Raw genomic sequence first — 17337 nt, 5'->3', positions numbered from 1 at the left:
AGAGGATGGAAGCATGGACCGTACTTCTGCAAGTCCCCAGCGACACAATGCTGCCCAGCGATCAGCGCATATTCGCGAAGTGGTGCTGGCCAAAGGCGTCGAACTGCGTCAGCGCTACCCGATTCTCCAGCATCAGGATGCGCTGGGCGCGGGGATTCTGGCCTTTGCGCTGGCGGGGATGATCGGTTCGGCAGCGTTGTACATCAGCGGCCATATGGCGTGGTGGGTGTGCCTGCTGCTCAACGCATTTTTTGCGTCGCTGACCCATGAGCTGGAACATGACCTGATCCACAGCATGTATTTCCGCAAGCAGCGTGTGCCGCATAACCTGATGATGGGCCTGGTCTGGCTGGCGCGGCCGAGCACCATCAACCCGTGGATTCGCCGGCATCTGCACCTCAATCACCACAAGGTGTCCGGCACCGAGACTGATATGGAAGAGCGCGCGATCACCAACGGCGAGCCGTGGGGTTTTGCGCGCTTGCTGATGGTTGGCGACAACGTCATGTCGGCGTTCATCCGCATGCTGCGGGCCAAGACCTGGACGCACAAGTTCAGCATCATCAAGCGCACGCTGAAGGTCTATGCGCCGCTGGCGCTGGTGCATTGGGGCGCGTGGTATGTGTTTCTCGGTTTTCATGCGGCCAATGGCGTTGCGTATCTGCTGGGCTCGCCGATTGAATGGTCAGCGACCACCTTGTCGGTGATGCAGGTGATCGATATCGCTGCTGTGGTGATTATCGGGCCGAACGTATTGCGCACCTTTTGCCTGCACTTCATCAGTTCGAACATGCATTACTACGGCGATGTCGAGTTGGGCAATGTGCTGCAGCAGTGCCAGGTGCTGAACCCTTGGTGGCTGTGGCCATTGCAGGCGTTCTGCTTCAACTTTGGCAGCAGTCACGGGATCCATCATTTTGTCGTGAAGGAGCCGTTTTACATTCGTCAGATGACCGTGCCGGTGGCGCATAAGGTGATGCGTGAGATGGGCGTGCGGTTCAATGATTTCGGGACGTTTGGGCGGGCGAACCGGTTTGTTCGTCGGGATAAAGTTGCGGTGTCTGGTGAGGCGGTGGAGGCCTGACAAGCTGCCCTCACCCTAGGCCTCTCCCAGAGGGAGAGGGGACTGACCGAGTTGTTTGCGCTTGATACATCGACCTGAAACTGCGAGTCGAACTCAGGTTTGAAGAACATGAAGATCTGCTCCCTTTCCCCCTCTCCCTCTGGGAGAGGGCTGGAGGGGCACTTGATCCTGTCTCAATCCGGCTGAAACGGCGAAGCACTGAGAATCACCCCGGTCTCTTCCACATATTGCTGCCAATGCCCGATCAATGCGCTGAGCTTGTCCGGCTGACTCAACGCCAGATCGTGAATCTCCCCCGGATCATTGCTCAAATCATAAAGCTGCCAGGTCGCCGGCCCCACCGGCCCGGGGATCCACACCGCTTTCCACGAGCCTTGGCGAATCGCTCTCCGTCCGAACAGCTCCCAACCCGTCACCGTGTGCTCGTCATGCACCTGCGCGGTCTCGCCGGACAAGAACCCCAACCACGATTTACCACGCAACGGCGCCACCGGTTTGCCGTGCCAGAACTTGCCCGGATGGCGCACGCCGGCCAAATCGAGAATGGTCGGCGTGATGTCCATCACCGTGCCGAAACCATGGCTGATCTGTCCTTTGAGCGGTAACTGCGGATAGTGCAGCAGCGCCGGCACGCGAATTCCGCCCTCAGTGGTGAACGCCTTGAACAGGCGCGACGGCGCGGTCGCCACCTGCGCCCAGTTCGGCCCGTACCAGACGTAGGAGTTGGCCCGACCGATGTTGTCGAGACTGTTGTCGTAGTGCTGGTTCAGATAGGTCATCAACTCCGGCCCGAATTTCGGGAACGCTTCCAGCAGCGCACCTTCGGCACCGTTGTCGGACATGAACAGGATGAACGTATTGTCGAGCTGACCCTGCTGGCGCAGGTAATCGACAACCCGGCCAATGTTCCAGTCCATGCGCTCGACCATTGCCGCGTAGACCTCCATGGCCCGCGCGGAAATCTGTTTTTGTTCCTCGCTCAACGCGTCCCACTGTTGGGTCAACTGAATCAGTGGATGCGGCTCGACGTCTGGCTCGATCAGCCCCAACGCTTTGAGTTTTTCCAGTCGCTCCAGACGCAGCACTTCCGGCCCGGCGTCATAGCGGCCACGGTATTTCTCGACGATCTCGGCCGGTGCCTGCAATGGCCAGTGCGGCGCGGAGAACGGCAGATAGGCGAAGAACGGCCGGCTTTGGTCACGCTCTTTGAGGTATTGCAGCAACTTGTCGCCGAAGGCATCAGATGAATAGAAATCCTTCGGCAATTCGTCGACAAACCTATCGTCCTCGATGTACAGCGCGGGTGTGGATTTCAGCAGGCCGGGCGTTTGCTCATCGTAGGTTGGCTCGAAACCGTAATGGTTGGCCGCGCCGGGCAACAGCGAAAACGAGCGCTCGAAACCCCGCGCATGCGGCGCCAGTTCAGCCTTCAACCCCAAATGCCATTTGCCGCTCATCAACGTTTGATAACCGGCCTCGCGCAGCAGCTCCGGAAGCGCCACCACGCGGTCGTTGAGATAGCCCTCATAACCCGGTTTGCCGATTAGATCCGGGGTCAGCGTCTCGGCCATAGTGCCGATCCCGGCGATGTGGTGGTCGGTGCCGGTCAACAGCATCGAACGGGTTGGCGAGCAGGTCGGCGCGGTATGAAAATCGGTCAGGCGCAGGCCGTTGTTGGCCAGGGCATCAAGGTGCGGCGTGGCGATTTCGCCGCCGAACGCACCGATGTCGGAGAAGCCTAGATCGTCGGCCAGAATCACCAGAAAATTGGGACGTTGCGGCATCGCAAAACTCCTGTTCAGCAGGCAATGAACGTCAGCGGCAGATCGCGGATCTGCACTGGCACGCTCGGTTGGTAATGGTCATCGCTGGTCAGTTCGTGCAGCAGCTCTTCACGCAACTGATGGAAGTCGAAACTGCTGCGCTGGCGCGGGTGCGGCAGGGCGATGTCGACCACTTGCTTGATCCGCCCCGGACGCGGCTCCATCACCACCACGCGGTCGGCGAGGAAAATCGCTTCCTCGACGTCATGGGTAACGAGGATCGTGGTGATTTTTGCGCGATCGCGAATCGCCAACAGCTCGTCCTGCATCTGCTGGCGGGTCAGCGCATCGAGCGCACCGAAAGGTTCATCGAGCAGCAGAATGCGCGGGCTGGCGACCAGTCCGCGAGCGATCGCCACGCGCTGGGCCATGCCGCCGGACAACTGATGCGGGTAGGCGCGGGTGAAATCGCGCAGGCCGACCAGGTCAATGAAATCGTCGATTCGCTGCTGTTTCTGCGCAGCGCTCAGCGGTTCGTTGACCAGGCCCAGACCGATGTTGTCGGCGACGGTCAGCCACGGAAACAGACGATGTTCCTGAAAGACGATGCCACGCTCGCCACCGATGCCGCTGACGGCTTTGCCGTCCACGGTAATCTGCCCGCGAAACTGCGTATCCAGGCCCACCAGCAAGCGCAGCAATGTCGATTTGCCGCAGCCGCTGGAGCCGACAATGGCGACGAACTCGCCCTCGGCGATGTCCAGGTTGAATTCGCGAATCGCCTCCAGTTCGAAACCGTCGACGTCGAAGGATTTGCCTACGTGATTGAAGCTGACAATCGGTGCGTTCATGCGTGTCTCCAGCGGGTCGCGCGAATTTCCAGGCGTTGGCCAATGAGGTTGAGCAGGGCGCCGGTGAGACCGACGAAAAGCATGCCGGCCATGATCAGGTCCATGCGCAGCAGTTGTTGTGCGCCGATCATCTGGCTGCCGATGCCGCCATTCGACGGCATGAAGTATTCAGCGCCGATGGTGCCGAGCCAGGCGTAGATCAGGCTCAGGCGCAGACCGGCGAAAATCCCCGGCGCGGCGCCGGGCAGCACTAATCGACGCAGACGCTGGCCGAGGCTCAGGCGCAGCACTTGCGCGGCTTCGTTGAGCTGTGGCGAGAGGTTGGCGACGCTGCGTTGCGTGGCGATAAACAGTGGGAAGAACGCAGCGAGGGCGACGAACACCCACTTCGCCAATTCGCCGAGACCGAACCACGCGGTGAGCAGCGGCACCCAGGCGAAAATGGCGATCTGGCGGATGGCCGCGAGAGTTGGGCCGAGCAGGCGTTCACTGATGTTCGATAGCCCCAGCAGCAGGCCCAAGGCAAATCCGAGGCCGCCGCCGAGCAACAGGCCACCCAGCGTGCGGCCGAGACTGAGGGCCATGCCGCTGATCAACGTGCCGTCGAGCACGCCAGCCCATGCCGTGCTCAAAACGGCCAACGGGCTGACCAGAATATTGGCGTCGACCCACTGCTGGTCACTCGCCAATTGCCACAGCGCCAACAAGCCCAGTGGCAGCAGCCACGGTTGCAGACGCTGCCAGCCTTCATAACGAGGACCGCGACGGATTTCGGCAGTGGCCGGGTGCGGCCAGTGCACCAGTTTTTTGTCCAGCAGGCCGATACCGCGATCCATCGCCACGCCGATCAAACCGATGACGACAATGCAGACGAAAACGATGTCGAGCATGAACAGTTGTCGCGCCCAGACCATCAGGTAGCCGATGCCTTCACTGGAGGCCAGCAGTTCGACGGCCAGCAACGACGTCCAGCCGGCGGCCAGCGCCAGGCGCACGCCCGCCATGAACGCGGGGAGGGCGGCGGGCAGTACCAGGCGACGAATCAGCAGGCGCGGTGGCAGACGCAGAACAGCGGCGGCTTCACGCAGTTTCGGTTGTGCGTCGCGTACGCCGACCAAGGTGTGCAGGGTCACAGGCACGACGATGGCTTTGATCAGCACCACCAGTTTCAGCACTTCGCCGATGCCGAAAAACACCATGAACAATGGAATCCACGCCAGCGTCGGTATTTGCGACAGGCCGGCGAAGGTCGGGAAGATCAAACGTTCAAGACGCCGACTGAAGCCCAGTGCTGCGCCGAGCAATGCACCGGCCGAAACCCCGGCAAGCAGGCCCCAGAACAAACGCTGCAGGCTGATCCACAAATGGCTCCACAACTCGCCTTGAGACAACTCGACAGCACTGTTCCACACCAGCGACGGCGCGGGCAGGATCTGCTCGCTCATCCATTCATTGCGTGCGGCCAGCCACCACAGCGTGAACAGACTGAGCGGCAGCAGCCACGGCAACAGGCGTTGGTTCAGGCTTGGCCAGGTGCGGCGGCTTTTCAGCGGCGGCGCGGGTAGGGGGAGACTGAGCAAGGATTGGCGGGCCATGGGTGACCTCCGTTGTCGGGTTGGCTCAAGATCAAGATCAAAAGATCGCAGCCTTCGGCAGCTCCTGCGGGGGGGAATGCGTCCTTGAATTGACCCTGTAGGAGCTGCCGAAGGCTGCGATCTCTTGCGGTATTAACAAAGAGCTAATGGTTATAAATAATCTTTAATAAGTTATTTTTAGAGATAAGGAGCGCCATTTAAGGCCTCCAGCCCACACGCATCCAATGCATTCGGAGAATATTTTCGATGCTGTTAATGCATACGCCGCTGCAAGCCGCGCCACCGCTTGCTTAGCGCAAAAAGCTATAAAAATGTGCATTTATAGTATTTAAGCGTAGGTAGTCATTCGGCCTACTTTCGGCTCCTCAACGCCCGTCGTGATCAAGGAGCAGCACCCATGAATCTTCCCTTCAAACGTGTTTTCAGTCTGTTTGCCGTCCCGGCTCTGGCGGGCCTGCTGGCGTTCACCGCCCACGCCGACGAGCTCAAGGAAATCAGGATCGCCGTGCCTGACCTGAGCGCCGGCACTCAGCACAGCGGTGGGGGCGTGGTTGATGTGTTGCGCGATCAGCAGATCTTCGAAAGGGCCTTTGCCGACCAGGGCATCAAGATTCAGTGGAGTTTTTTCAAAGGCGCGGGACCGGTGATCAATGAGGCCTTTGCCAACGGTCAGGTTGACCTGGCGTATCTCGGCGACCTGGCGGCGATCATCGGCAAGTCCAATGGTCTGGATACGCGTTTGCTCAGCGCCAGTGCGCGGGGCGTGAAGCAGTATCTGGGCGTGGTGCCGGGTTCCGGGATCAAGACGTTGCAGGATCTCAAGGGCAAGCGCGTGGCGATCTTCCGTGGCACCGCGACGCAGTTGTCGTTTGATGCGGCGCTGGCCAGTCAGGGCCTGAGCGAGAAGGACCTGAAAGTCATCAATCTGGATTTCAATGCAGCGGTCGCGGCGTTGGCAGCCAAGCAGATCGATGCGTCATGGGGCAGCTCCGGGTTGAGCGCATTGCAGGCCAAGGGGCTGGCCGAGTTGCCGCTGAACACCAAGGATCTTGGTGGCGCAGGCAGCGTGCAGTCGGTACTGGTCGGCACGGGCAAGTTTGTCGACGCGCACCCGGAGGCGGTGGCCAAGTTGCTCAAGGCGCAACAACAGGCCGTGGAGTGGCTGACGCAGGACAGCAACAAGGCCGCTTACGTGCAACTGGTCTCGGGTTTGGCCAGCTATCCGCCGGTGATCCTGACCCAGGATCTGCAGGATCAGAAGTTGAGCGAAGTGTTCCCGTCGACGCTGGATCCGGTGTTCCTGGGCAAGTTGCAGGACTCGGTGGATTTGGCGGCGCAGCAGAAACTGATTCGCAAGCCATTCAAAGTGACTGATTGGGTGGCGCCTGAACTGGCAGCAGCCAAACTCTGAATCTTCAGCGTTTGAGTTGGCCCCATCGCCAGCAGGCTGGCTCCCACAGGGGATCGGTGGCGGATGCAGAATCTGTGTTCACCGAACATCGCTGTGGGAGCGACCTGCTCGCGAAAGGGCCTTAAACAGCGACGCTGACGTCCTGCCGATCCACTGCCACCAGCGTCTCAATCATCGCCCGTGCCGCCGGCGACAATCTGAATCCGGTACGACTGACAATCCCGCAACGCGCATTCATGCTCTCCAGGTTCTGCGGCAAATTGCGCCAGTGCAGCAACACCAGCGAACCCTTGGCAATGTCTTCGACAAACGCCTCCTCCGTACCGACGCCAATCGCATTCGATTGCAGCACCACTTTCACCAGCGCCGGAAAGTGCTCGGTCTCGATGGTCGGGGAAAAATCGATGCGCCCACTGAGATTGGCCAGCAGTTTGCGAATGCCCGGCGGGATCAGCGTGGTCGCCAGCGGATAGTCGAACATGTCGTTGGTCGACAGGCTTTCCTTGGCCAGCAACGGATGCCCCGGGCGGCAGAAAAACACCCCGCGCTTGGGCGTCAGCGCTTGAGTCTGGAAGTTCGGATCGGACTCGAAATGGCGAATGTCGGCGATAAAGAATTCGATCTCTTCACGGCTCAGTGCGCGGCTGAGTTTTTCCCAGTTATCCACCTGAAAACAGGTGCGCACCTTCGGGTGCGCATTGATGAATTGCGCCACCGCGTCCGGCACCAGTTTCACCGCCGGCGCCGGGCCGCAACCGAAGTGCACTTCACCGGCATCGAGCTTGGTCATCTGCGTCACTTCGGCACTGAGCAACGCCGCGCCCTGGACCAGGCTCAAGGCGTGTTGCAGCACTACCTGACCTTCTGGCGTGGGGCGCAGATCCTTGTTGCCACGATCCACCAGCACGCAGCCGAACTCCTGCTCCAGCCCCTGAATACTGCGGCTAAACGCCGGTTGAGTGATGCCCATCGCATCGGCCGCGCGGACAAAACTGCGGTGTTCGTTGAGGGCGATGAAGTAACGCAACTGGCGAAGATCCATATGCTTTTCCGGCATCCTAAAAATAGCTCGAAGGCATTTGCGACGAGGGTTACTAGAGGTTTTAAATGCACGCTCTTATTCCGTCAACGAAGCATGTGAATATCTATTAGATGTAAATGGAATATAGATAGAGCGTTGTTTCGCTGCCGTCCAAAACCGTAAGCAGTCGATGAGGGTCTACCCATGAGCAATGCCGCACTCGCTGTAAAACCCGCTATCCACGCGCTGGAGATTCATCCGGTGGCCGGTCGTATCGGCGCCGAGATCCGTGGCGTGCATTTGTCCGGTGAGCTGGATGGCGCCACGATCGAAGCCATTCAACAGGCGTTGGTGCAATACAAAGTCGTGTTCTTCCGCGAACAGACTCAGCTCGACGATCAGCGTCAGGAAGCCTTCGCGCATTTGCTCGGCGAGCCGGTGGCGCATCCAACGGTGCCGTCCCGCGAGGGCACGCGTTATCTGCTCGAACTGGACGGCGCCGAAGGTCAGCGCGCCAACTCCTGGCACACCGACGTGACCTTCGTTGACGCCTACCCGAAAGCCTCGATTTTGCGCTCGGTGGTGGCTCCGGCCTTCGGTGGCGACACGCTGTGGGCCAACACCGCGACGGCGTACAACGGCTTGCCGACCGAGCTGCGTGAACTGGCCGACAAACTGGTTGCCGTGCACAGCAACGAATACGACTACGCCAGCGCCAAGCCGGACGTCTCGGCGGAGAAGCTTGAGCGCTATCGCAAGGTCTTCACTTCCACCGTTTACGAGACCGAGCATCCAGTGGTCCGCGTGCACCCGATCAGCGGCGAGAAGAGCTTGTTGCTGGGGCATTTCGTCAAACGCATCAAGGGCTATTCGCAAGCGGATTCGGCGCATTTGTTCGGGTTGTTGCAGAGCCATGTGATTCGCCAGGAAAACACCGTGCGCTGGCGCTGGAAGGCCGGTGATGTGGCGATCTGGGATAACCGCTCGACGCAGCATTATGCGATTGATGATTACGGCACTCAGGATCGCGTGGTGCGGCGGGTGACGTTGAAAGGTGAGGTGCCGGTAGGGGCGAACGGGCAGCGTAGTCAAACCATTAAAGGCGCGGATATCGTCGGCGTCTGATCGGGCTCCATCGCTGGCAGGCCAGCTCCCACAGGGATTTGCGTCGAACACAAAGGATGTGAACGACGCAAAAAATTGTGGGAGCTAGCCTGCTAGCGATGCTTTTTCACCACACGCCGATCTGCACGACTTTCTCGGTTTCCGGCTCTCCGTAGCGAAACCGCTGCCCACGCAAATCAATCTCCTGATGACTGATGGTCGTGCGCCGCTTCAACCCGCGCACCCACTCAAACAAATACCCCGCATGCTCTTCGCGCACCGCCGCATACGCCGGGTCATCACCTAGATCGCGCAACTCCTGCGGATCATTCAGCAGATCAAACAACTGCGGTCGAAAGCCGTCGTACGCCAGGTATTTCCAGCGCTCGCTGCGCACCATGGTCATGCGGCAACGGTCGATCGGCTGGCCCAGACGCTCGCGCGCCGGTGCCTGAAAGGCGTAGTCGTATTCGCTGATTGCATAGCGGCGCCACTCCGGACTTTCTCCGTGCAGCAGGGGAATCAGGGAGCGCCCCTCAAGCCGATGCTCCGCCCCCGGCAATCCTAGTGCTTCAAGAAAGGTCGGCAAGGCATCGATGGTTTCTGTCAGTCGATCATCGGCGGTTCCCCGAGTGACATCTGCCGCGGCCCGAGGATCGCGCACGATCAGCGGCACACCAACCGCCTGCTCCAGCAAAAACTCCTTCTCGCCCAACCAGTGATCGCCCAGAAAGTCGCCGTGATCGCTGGTGAACACGATCAATGTGTCGTCCCAGCGGCCGTTGCTCTGCAAAAAGTCGAACAGCCGCCCGAGCTGATCATCCACTTGCTTGATCAGGCCCATGTACGTGGGGATTACAGTCAATCGTACTGAATCTCGGGAGAAGTTGAGGCTTTCTTCATGCTGGCGAAAGGCAGCGTATACGGGGTGTTTGCTGGCTTCGGAGGGCGTCGCGCGGACCGCTTCGAGAATCGATTTCGTACTGTACAAGGCGTGGTACGGCGCTGGTACGATGTAGGGCCAGTGCGGTTTGATATAGGAAAGGTGTAAACACCACGATTTCTCGCCTTGCTCGGTGATGAAGTCGATGGCTCGATTTGTAGTGTAGACAGTCTCTGAGTGTTGCTCGGGAATTCGTGCTGGCAAATTCGCATGACGCATTTGCCAGCCGCTGAGGATTTCACCGTTCGCGCCTTCGGCGGCATTGGCCCAGTCGTGCCAGGGGTTTTTGCCGTCGAAGCCGTTTTCGCGCAGGTAATGGGTGTAGGGCGCGGATTCGCGTTTGTCGTCGAACAGCGGGTCGTCGGGATAGATGCCGTCATGGCGCATGTAGGGCTCGAAGCCGACTTCGTTGAGGATTTCGGCCTGATCGCTCTGGGGGTTGATCGCCAGGCGTTGCAAGGCATCGATATTCGCCGTCGCGTGGGTCTTGCCGACCAGCGCAGTACGAATGCCGTGCGGGCGCAGGTAATCGCCGATGGTCAGTTCTTCCAGTGGCAGCGGCACGGCGTTCCACGCGACCTGATGGCTGCTGACATAGCGTCCGGTGTAAGCCGACATCCGCGACGGGCCGCAAATCGTGCCTTGGGTGTAGGCGCGGCTGAAACGTACACCGGCCGCAGCGAGTCGATCGATGTTTGGCGTGTGCAGATGCGGATGGCCGTAGCAGGACAGGTAATCGCGGCGCAGTTGATCGCACATGATGTACAGCACGTTGCGCACGGGGTTTGGCGAGTTGGACATGGGTTCACCGGTCAGAGAGACAGGTGGGGTTTTTCGCTTTCAGTGGGGGTGTTCGGCAAGTGCATTTGGGGAATGGGTTTTATGCAGGAAATGCATCGGTGCCTGTGCCGGCCTCTTCGCGAGCAGGCTCGCTCCCACAGGGTTAGTGGCGATCACACATTCTGTATTCACCACAATCCATTGTGGGAGCGAGCCTGCTCGCGAAAGCGTCATGTCAAACGGCGAGATTCTGCAGTGAGCAAACCTCCTCATCCTGCTGATCAATCTCTTTGATCTGCTCAATCATCGCCTCCGCCAACGGCGACAACCGATATCCCGCGCGGCTGACAATCCCGTAGCGGGTGTACAGCTCTTCAAGATCATCGGCCAAGCCTTCTATGCGCAAACACACCAACTCACCCTTGGCCTGATGCAACGCATCCGAATACGCGCCGACAATCCCTATCGCATCCGAACGCAGCACCACGCTGAGCAGGCTGGCACTGTTTTCACATTCCACATTCGGTGTGAAATCGGGGCGTCCACTGAGATCAACGATGACCTTGCGCAGGTTCGGCGGACGAATACTTACCGCCAGCGGATAGCTCATCAATTGCTCGGCGCTGACCCGATCAAAACCGGCCAACGGATGTCCCGCACGGCAGCAGAAATGCCATTTACGCGGCCGCAGCCGGTGGGTCAGATAATCCGGGTCGGCCTCGAAGTAGCGCGTGTCCGCGACAAAAAATTCGAACTCCTCACTCAGTAACCGCTTGCTCAGACTCTGCCAGTCATCGACCTGAAACTGCACCCGCGCTTTCGGATAGCGCCCGATAAAGCTGCCAATCGCCCGAGGGATCAAACCTGCCGCCGGCGCCGGCCCACACCCGAAGCGCAATTCCCCGGCCTCGAGCCCATTGAACTGGCTGATCTCGTTGGCCATCTGCTGCGCGCCACTGACCAGTCGCCGTGCGTGCTCCAGCAGGACCTGGCCCTGTTTGGTCGGCGGTAATTCCTTGCGCCCACGGTCAACCAACTGACAGCCGACGCTGTGCTCCAGCGCCTGAATGCTGCGGCTGAACGCCGACTGCGACAGGTTCACCGCCTGCGCGCCGGCGACGAAGCTGCGTTGTTCAGCCAGGGCGATGAAGTGACGAAGTTGACGCAAGTCGATATGCATTTTTCACATAAAAAATATCCGGGAAATGCATTGGATATGCATTAGGTCGACTCCTTATAAAGGCAATCTCTTATGCAGTAAATATTTGTAAATCCATAAATAAATAACTTAAAAGAATATGCAGCGCTGATGATGTCTGTGTGTTTTTTGACCAGGAGCCGCGCCATGAGTCCGTTGAACCTTGCGTCACCCTTAACGCCACGACGGCTCAAGCGCCTGCCTCTGGCCCTGTTACTGGCAGGCAGCGCGAGCTGGACTCATGGCTACGCCGCCGAAGCGGAAACCCCGGCACCAGTGCCGGCCGGCAAGCCTGCCGCCAATGGTTCGCAACTGGAAACCGTGACCGTCACCACCCGCCGCCGCGAAGAAAGTTCGCAGGATGTACCGACGCCGATGAGCGTGGTCAGCGGGCAGAATCTGGAGACACAGCGCGTCTACCGGATTCAGGATTTGCAGCAACTGGTGCCCAGCGTCAACGTCGCCTACATGCACGCGCGGCAGTCCAGCGTGTCGATCCGTGGCCTCGGCAACAACCCGGCCAGCGATGGCCTGGAAGGCAGCGTTGGCTTGTACATCGACAACGTCTATCTGGGCCGCCCGGGGATGGCGGTTTTTGATTTGATGGACATCGAGCAGCTTGAAGTCTTGCGTGGGCCGCAGGGCACGTTGTTCGGTAAAAACACCACCGCCGGGGTGATCAATATCAGCACCCGCGCGCCGACGTTCACCCCTGAACGCAGCATCGAAACCTCGGTCGGTGAGGACGGTTATTTCCAGACCAAGGGCACCATTTCCGGGCCGCTCAATGATCAACTGGCCGGGCGTTTTTCGGCCTATCGCACGCGCAGCGACGGTGACATCAAGAACGAATACGACGGCCATGATTTGAATGGCGGCTCGCGCGATGGCTTCCGCGCGCAACTGCTGTTCAAGCCCAATGAAGATTTCAACCTGCGCTGGATCGGCGACTATAACGAAGAAGATTCCAGCGCCGGCACCCGCGTGTTGTACAACACCGGGCCGACCATCAACGGCGTCAACCTGTACCAGTCGCGCGCCAATGCCGCCGGCGCAACACTGGTCAACGGTTCGCACCGCAAGGTCAATCTGGATAACGACCAGCATGTCACCGTGCATCAGGGCGGTACCTCGGTGGAGGCCAACTGGACGCTGCCGAGCGACTTCACGCTGACCTCGATCAGTTCCTATCGCTTCTGGAATTTCACCCCGCGCAACGACGACGGCCTCAACGTGCCGGCGAGTTATAACGCCGGAGTGTCGGTGGAAGACAAACAGTACTCGCAGGAATTTCGCCTGGCCTCGCCCAAGGGCGAGTTCTTCGATTACGTCGTGGGCGCCTACTACTTCGGTTCGGATCTGGACAACAAATCCTTCGCCTATTACGGCCCACAAGCGGATATCTGGAATGGCACGCCGGCGGGCGCACTGGCCAACGTCACCAGCGTCGGCAACGGTCATATCAAGACCGACAGTTTTGCTCTGTTCGCCCAAGGCACCTGGCACCTCACTGAACGACTGGACTTCACCGCCGGGGTACGTGGCACCTATGAAGAAAAAAATGCCTGGGTGACGCGCAATGCCCCGGTCGGCGGCGCGGCGGTCACGGGGGCGGCGGCCACGGCGCGGCGCGGTCGTGCCGGCGCTTACGATTCCGGCGACTTGAATCAGTACAGCTCCAGTCCGTCGGGGCTGCTCAATCTCAGTTACCGCATCACCGATGACGTCCTGGGTTACGCCACGCTCTCCCACGGCGAGAAATCCGGCGGGGTCAACCTCGCGGTGGGTTCTGCTCCAGTGGCCGGTGCCGATTCGTTGCTGATCGGCACCGAGCGCGCGAACAACGCCGAACTCGGTTTCAAGAGCACGCTGTGGGACCACAGTCTGCAGCTCAACGCCAACGTGTTCTGGACCCAGGTCAACGCCTACCAGACCAACGCCTACGACGCGGAAAACCGCGTGCAGTACCTGACCAACGCCGGTTCCGTGCGCTCGCGCGGGGTCGAGTTCGAAAGCACGGTAATCCCGTTGCGCGGCCTGACCCTGAACATCAACGGCTCCTACAACGACGTCAGCTATCTCTCGTACAAAGATGCCCCGTGCCCGCCGGAAGTCAGCCAGGCGCCGGGTGCTCCGGCGTCTTGCGACCTCAGCGGGCATCAAGTGGTCGGCGCCTCGAAATGGATCGGCAATGCCAACGGCGAATACAAATGGAATCTGGATAACGGCTTCGAACCCTACGTCACCGCGAGCTACGCATTCCGTTCGAAAGCCGTCGGTACGGTCGAGGATTCCGACTACGGACAGATCCCGAGTTACGCCGTGGTCAACTTTTCCACCGGCCTGCGCGGCGACTTCAACCAAGGCCAGTGGGACGTGTCGCTGTGGTTGAAAAACGCCTTCGACAAAACCTACTACACGACCCTGTGGACGGGCGGTAACGGCGGCTATGAAGGCCTGCTCGGCACACCGCGCACGCTGGGCGTCACCGGTCGCTACGACTTCTGATTCGTCACTTAAGGAGCTGCATCATGTTGCGTATTAAAACCGCTTTGCCGGTGTTGCTGTCCGGCTTAGTGCTCAGTGGCGGCGTCTTCGCCGCACCGAGTGTTTACCCGACCGGCGTGACACGTTATGACCCGAACAAGGCATATAACCAGTACGTGATTTTCAGCGGCGCCGACAAACAGACCCACCTGATCGACATGAACGGCAACGAGGTAAAAACCTGGCCGCAGGCAGGTTTTCCTTCAGCGATCATTGACCCGGCACTGGTCGGTGGCGAACGCGGGCACGTGCTGCTGCAACTGAGTGAAAAGGATCCCGGCAAACTCGGTTCGGCCGGCAACGGGCTGGGCAACCAGAGTGTCGGCGAGCTGGACTGGAACGGCAAAGTCGTCTGGCAGTGGGGCGACAAGGCACCCGGTGGCGCGGCGCAGCAACACCATGATCAGCGCCGCTTGAGCAACGGCAACACCGTGGTGCTGGCGAACAAGGTGCACAAGGTCAAAGGCTTCAAAGTGCCCGAGGTGATCGACGATGCGATCTATGAGGTCAGCCCTGACGGTGCGGTGAAATGGCAGTGGCTGGCGTCGGAACATCTCAATGAATTCGGCTTCACCGCCGAGCAATTGAAGCTGGTGCGTGCCAGTGAAAATCCGGATTACCTGCACATCAACAACCTTAGTCTGGTGGGGCCGAACAAGTGGTTCGATGCCGGTGACAAGCGCTTCAATCCGGACAACCTTCTGATCGATTCACGCAACGCCAACTTCATCGCGATCATCGATAAGAACAGCGGCAAAGTGGTCTGGCGTCTTGGGCCGAATTTGCCGCTGATCAATCCGAAAACTGCGCAGAAACTGCCGCGTCCCGTGGATCAGTTTGTCGGTCAGCATGATGCACACATAATCCCGGCGGGATTGCCTGGTGCCGGTAACTTGCTGGTGTTCGACAACCAGGGTTCGGCAGGTTATCCGAACGTTACCCTCGGGTTGATTTCCGGTTCACGGGTACTTGAAATCGATCCGGTTAAAAATGAAATCGTCTGGCAGTACAGCGCTGCCAATTCGAAGCAACCGGGTTGGGCGTTTTACAGCTCGTTTATCAGCAGCGCGCGGCGTTTGCCCAACGGCAATACGTTAATCGATGAAGGCATGAACGGACGGTTTTTCCAGGTGACGGCCAGCGGCGAAAACGTCTGGGAATACGTCAGCCCCTATCTCGGCAAAGCGCCAGGTAGTGACGCGATCAGCAACTGGGTGTATCGGGCGCTGCCTGTGAGTTATGACTGGGTACCGCAAGGTACGCCGCGCTCCGAGACGGCGGTGACTGTACCTGGCATCGGAGTACAACAAACCAACGCCAGTCGCTAGTTTAATTGGAATTAACGCTCGAATGATTGGCGATAAGTTATGAACAAGGTGACGGGGGCTTATTGCAAATTCGTTAGTTTCTCATGTGGACATTAACAGGATGTCGAACCATTCTCTGTCTTGTGAGTTTCCAGGAGGAAACTTGCTCTCATCGGAAGACACTTATCCAACGATAAAGGAAATCTCGTTATGTCGAGCATTAATGGCAATTATGTAAACGCTAACGCTGGCGCCAAACTGACGATTACCGATGGCAACGATTCCAACGGCACCTTCAGCGGAAAATTCAGCCAGAACGGCGTGAATTACGATATCGCTTACGGTCACTACCATTTCCAGAACAGCACCGGGCAGCCTACGATCATCACGTTCGCGGCGTTGAATGACGGCACCGGCTATCAGTCCTGGACATTGTTCTCGCCAGATCACAACTACTCGAAAGTTCGTGCGGTTGGCTCGCGCACCAACTTCGATGGTGATGTTGTTGGCTTGGCCGGGGAGTTTGTCAAGCAATAATATTTGCATAAACAAGAAGGCCGGCGCACGAAAGTGTTCCGGCCTTTTTGTTGTTTCGGAAAAATAACAATCAACTATCTACTTGGTATTAGTTGTCCAGCGAAACCGGGTCAAGCGAATTTGATGCGTTGCATGAATACTTTCAATGCCTGAAAAGCATGCGGTTTTTCAGGCATCGCTGCAGCCCGTATGGCACGTGGCTTTGGCGGAATTGATCAATTCTTATATTCCATAAAGGCCTATGCATAACGTTAAAGATTACTTTCGGAGATAAGCGCCACGCTCAATGATTCACCCAGCGATCCGCCGTGGGGGATTCAACAAACGGTGATCGACAGTTTTTGTAGAGAACGCAAAAAGACCGCAGGGAGTGAATCAATGGGCAATGTCCAGACCGCCGCCAGCGCAGAGGAATTGCTGTGGCGTCAGACGCCGGGTGGTGAATTGGTCGATCTCGGCCGGCCCCATCGTGTGCCGTTGGGCCAGCTGCGTTTGCAGCGTGCGCCCAAAGGCATTCTGAGTCGGCGCGAAACCCTTCTGCTCGGCGTGCTGGCGTTGGTGGTACATGGCGCGGTGATCTACTGGATCAGCCAGAAGCCGACGCCGGTGCTGCCGATCGTACCGCCGGAAATTCCGCCGATGACCATCGAGTTTTCGCGCCCGGCACCACCAGCACCACCGATTGTCGAGCCGCCGCCACCTGCGCCTGTGGTCGAGCCACCGCCGCCAGTGGAAGACGAACTGGCGGTAAAACCACCGCCGCCAAAACCCGTTCCGAAACCTAAACCGTTGGTCAAGCAGGTACCCAAGCCAGCACCGAAAGCGGTCGAGCAACCTCCCGCGCCGCCACAACCGGCAGCCCCGGTTGCAGCGCCAGCGCCACCTGCCCCACCCGCGCCGGCACCGGTAACCCCGGCATCAGCGAACGCCGCGTACCTGAAAAACCCGGCGCCGGAATATCCGTCGCTGGCTCAGCGTCGTGGTTGGGAAGGCACGGTGTTGCTGCGTGTGCATGTGTTGGCCAGCGGCAAACCGGGTGAGATCCAGATAGCAAAAAGCAGCGGCCGGCAACAGCTCGACGACGCGGCGCTGAACGCCGTCAAACGTTGGAGTTTCGTCCCGGCCAAGCAGGGTGATGTCGCCCAGGACGGCTGGGTCAGCGTGCCCATCGATTTCAAGATTCATTAAACCGAAAC

The 17337-nt window shown here is 59.1% G+C and carries 13 protein-coding genes; 7 read left to right on the top strand and 6 right to left on the bottom strand.

The window, feature by feature from the left end:
- Nucleotides 1-13 precede the first annotated feature (13 nt).
- Nucleotides 14-1084, top strand: coding sequence for a fatty acid desaturase (locus BK670_RS09115; protein ID WP_123449504.1), 1071 nt, complete (start codon nt 14-16; stop codon nt 1082-1084).
- A 173-nt stretch (nt 1085-1257) separates the two neighbouring features.
- Here BK670_RS09115 and BK670_RS09110 read toward each other — a convergent pair whose 3' ends face one another.
- The 3 genes from BK670_RS09110 to BK670_RS09100 are packed head-to-tail and all read right to left on the bottom strand — an operon-like array spanning nt 1258 to nt 5293.
- Complete coding sequence (locus BK670_RS09110) at nt 1258-2868, bottom strand: arylsulfatase (protein WP_123449503.1); 1611 nt, start codon at nt 2866-2868, stop codon at nt 1258-1260.
- A 14-nt stretch (nt 2869-2882) separates the two neighbouring features.
- Nucleotides 2883-3698, bottom strand: coding sequence for an ABC transporter ATP-binding protein (locus BK670_RS09105; RefSeq protein ID WP_123449502.1), 816 nt, complete (start codon nt 3696-3698; stop codon nt 2883-2885).
- Nucleotides 3695-5293, bottom strand: coding sequence for an ABC transporter permease (locus BK670_RS09100; RefSeq protein ID WP_123449501.1), 1599 nt, complete (start codon nt 5291-5293; stop codon nt 3695-3697). Before BK670_RS09100 ends, BK670_RS09105 begins: the two co-directional genes overlap by 4 nt.
- A 397-nt stretch (nt 5294-5690) precedes the next feature.
- Here BK670_RS09100 and BK670_RS09095 point away from each other — a divergent pair, with 397 nt between their 5' ends.
- Nucleotides 5691-6704, top strand: coding sequence for an ABC transporter substrate-binding protein (locus BK670_RS09095; protein ID WP_123449500.1), 1014 nt, complete (start codon nt 5691-5693; stop codon nt 6702-6704).
- A gap of 121 nt (nt 6705-6825) precedes the next feature.
- On the opposite strand, the gene BK670_RS09090 is transcribed toward BK670_RS09095, so the two are convergent.
- The gene (locus BK670_RS09090) at nt 6826-7746 is read right to left on the bottom strand and encodes a LysR family transcriptional regulator (RefSeq protein WP_123449499.1); all 921 of its coding nucleotides are present in this window, start codon (nt 7744-7746) and stop codon (nt 6826-6828) included.
- 183 nt (nt 7747-7929) lie between these two features.
- Here BK670_RS09090 and BK670_RS09085 point away from each other — a divergent pair, with 183 nt between their 5' ends.
- The gene (locus BK670_RS09085; protein WP_123449498.1) at nt 7930-8850 is read left to right on the top strand and encodes a TauD/TfdA dioxygenase family protein; all 921 of its coding nucleotides are present in this window, start codon (nt 7930-7932) and stop codon (nt 8848-8850) included.
- A gap of 106 nt (nt 8851-8956) precedes the next feature.
- Here BK670_RS09085 and BK670_RS09080 read toward each other — a convergent pair whose 3' ends face one another.
- Together BK670_RS09080 and BK670_RS09075 are read right to left on the bottom strand one after the other, a co-directional pair.
- The gene (locus tag BK670_RS09080) at nt 8957-10573 is read right to left on the bottom strand and encodes an alkaline phosphatase family protein (RefSeq protein ID WP_123449497.1); all 1617 of its coding nucleotides are present in this window, start codon (nt 10571-10573) and stop codon (nt 8957-8959) included.
- Nucleotides 10574-10787: 214 nt separating this feature from the next.
- On the bottom strand, nt 10788-11732 hold the full coding sequence (locus tag BK670_RS09075; RefSeq protein ID WP_123449496.1) for a LysR family transcriptional regulator: 945 nt from the start codon (nt 11730-11732) through the stop codon (nt 10788-10790).
- A 165-nt stretch (nt 11733-11897) separates the two neighbouring features.
- Here BK670_RS09075 and BK670_RS09070 point away from each other — a divergent pair, with 165 nt between their 5' ends.
- The 4 genes from BK670_RS09070 to BK670_RS09055 all read left to right on the top strand — a co-directional run bounded on the left by BK670_RS09070 (nt 11898) and on the right by BK670_RS09055 (nt 17329).
- Complete coding sequence (locus BK670_RS09070) at nt 11898-14258, top strand: TonB-dependent receptor (RefSeq protein WP_123449495.1); 2361 nt, start codon at nt 11898-11900, stop codon at nt 14256-14258.
- A 23-nt stretch (nt 14259-14281) separates the two neighbouring features.
- Nucleotides 14282-15625, top strand: a complete 1344-nt coding sequence (locus BK670_RS09065) for an aryl-sulfate sulfotransferase (protein ID WP_123449494.1) — start codon at nt 14282-14284, stop codon at nt 15623-15625.
- 189 nt (nt 15626-15814) lie between these two features.
- Nucleotides 15815-16141: a hypothetical protein gene (locus BK670_RS09060; RefSeq protein ID WP_007952780.1), complete on the top strand. Its 327-nt coding sequence runs from the start codon at nt 15815-15817 to the stop codon at nt 16139-16141.
- 378 nt (nt 16142-16519) lie between these two features.
- Nucleotides 16520-17329, top strand: coding sequence for an energy transducer TonB (locus tag BK670_RS09055; protein WP_123449493.1), 810 nt, complete (start codon nt 16520-16522; stop codon nt 17327-17329).
- Nucleotides 17330-17337: the final 8 nt, after the last annotated feature.

Source organism: Pseudomonas fluorescens (genome assembly GCF_003732425.1).
GTDB classification, from domain to species: Bacteria; Pseudomonadota; Gammaproteobacteria; order Pseudomonadales; family Pseudomonadaceae; genus Aquipseudomonas; species Aquipseudomonas fluorescens_BE.
Note: the sequence above shows the minus strand (reverse complement) of the source record. Positions and strands in the feature narration are given on the sequence as shown.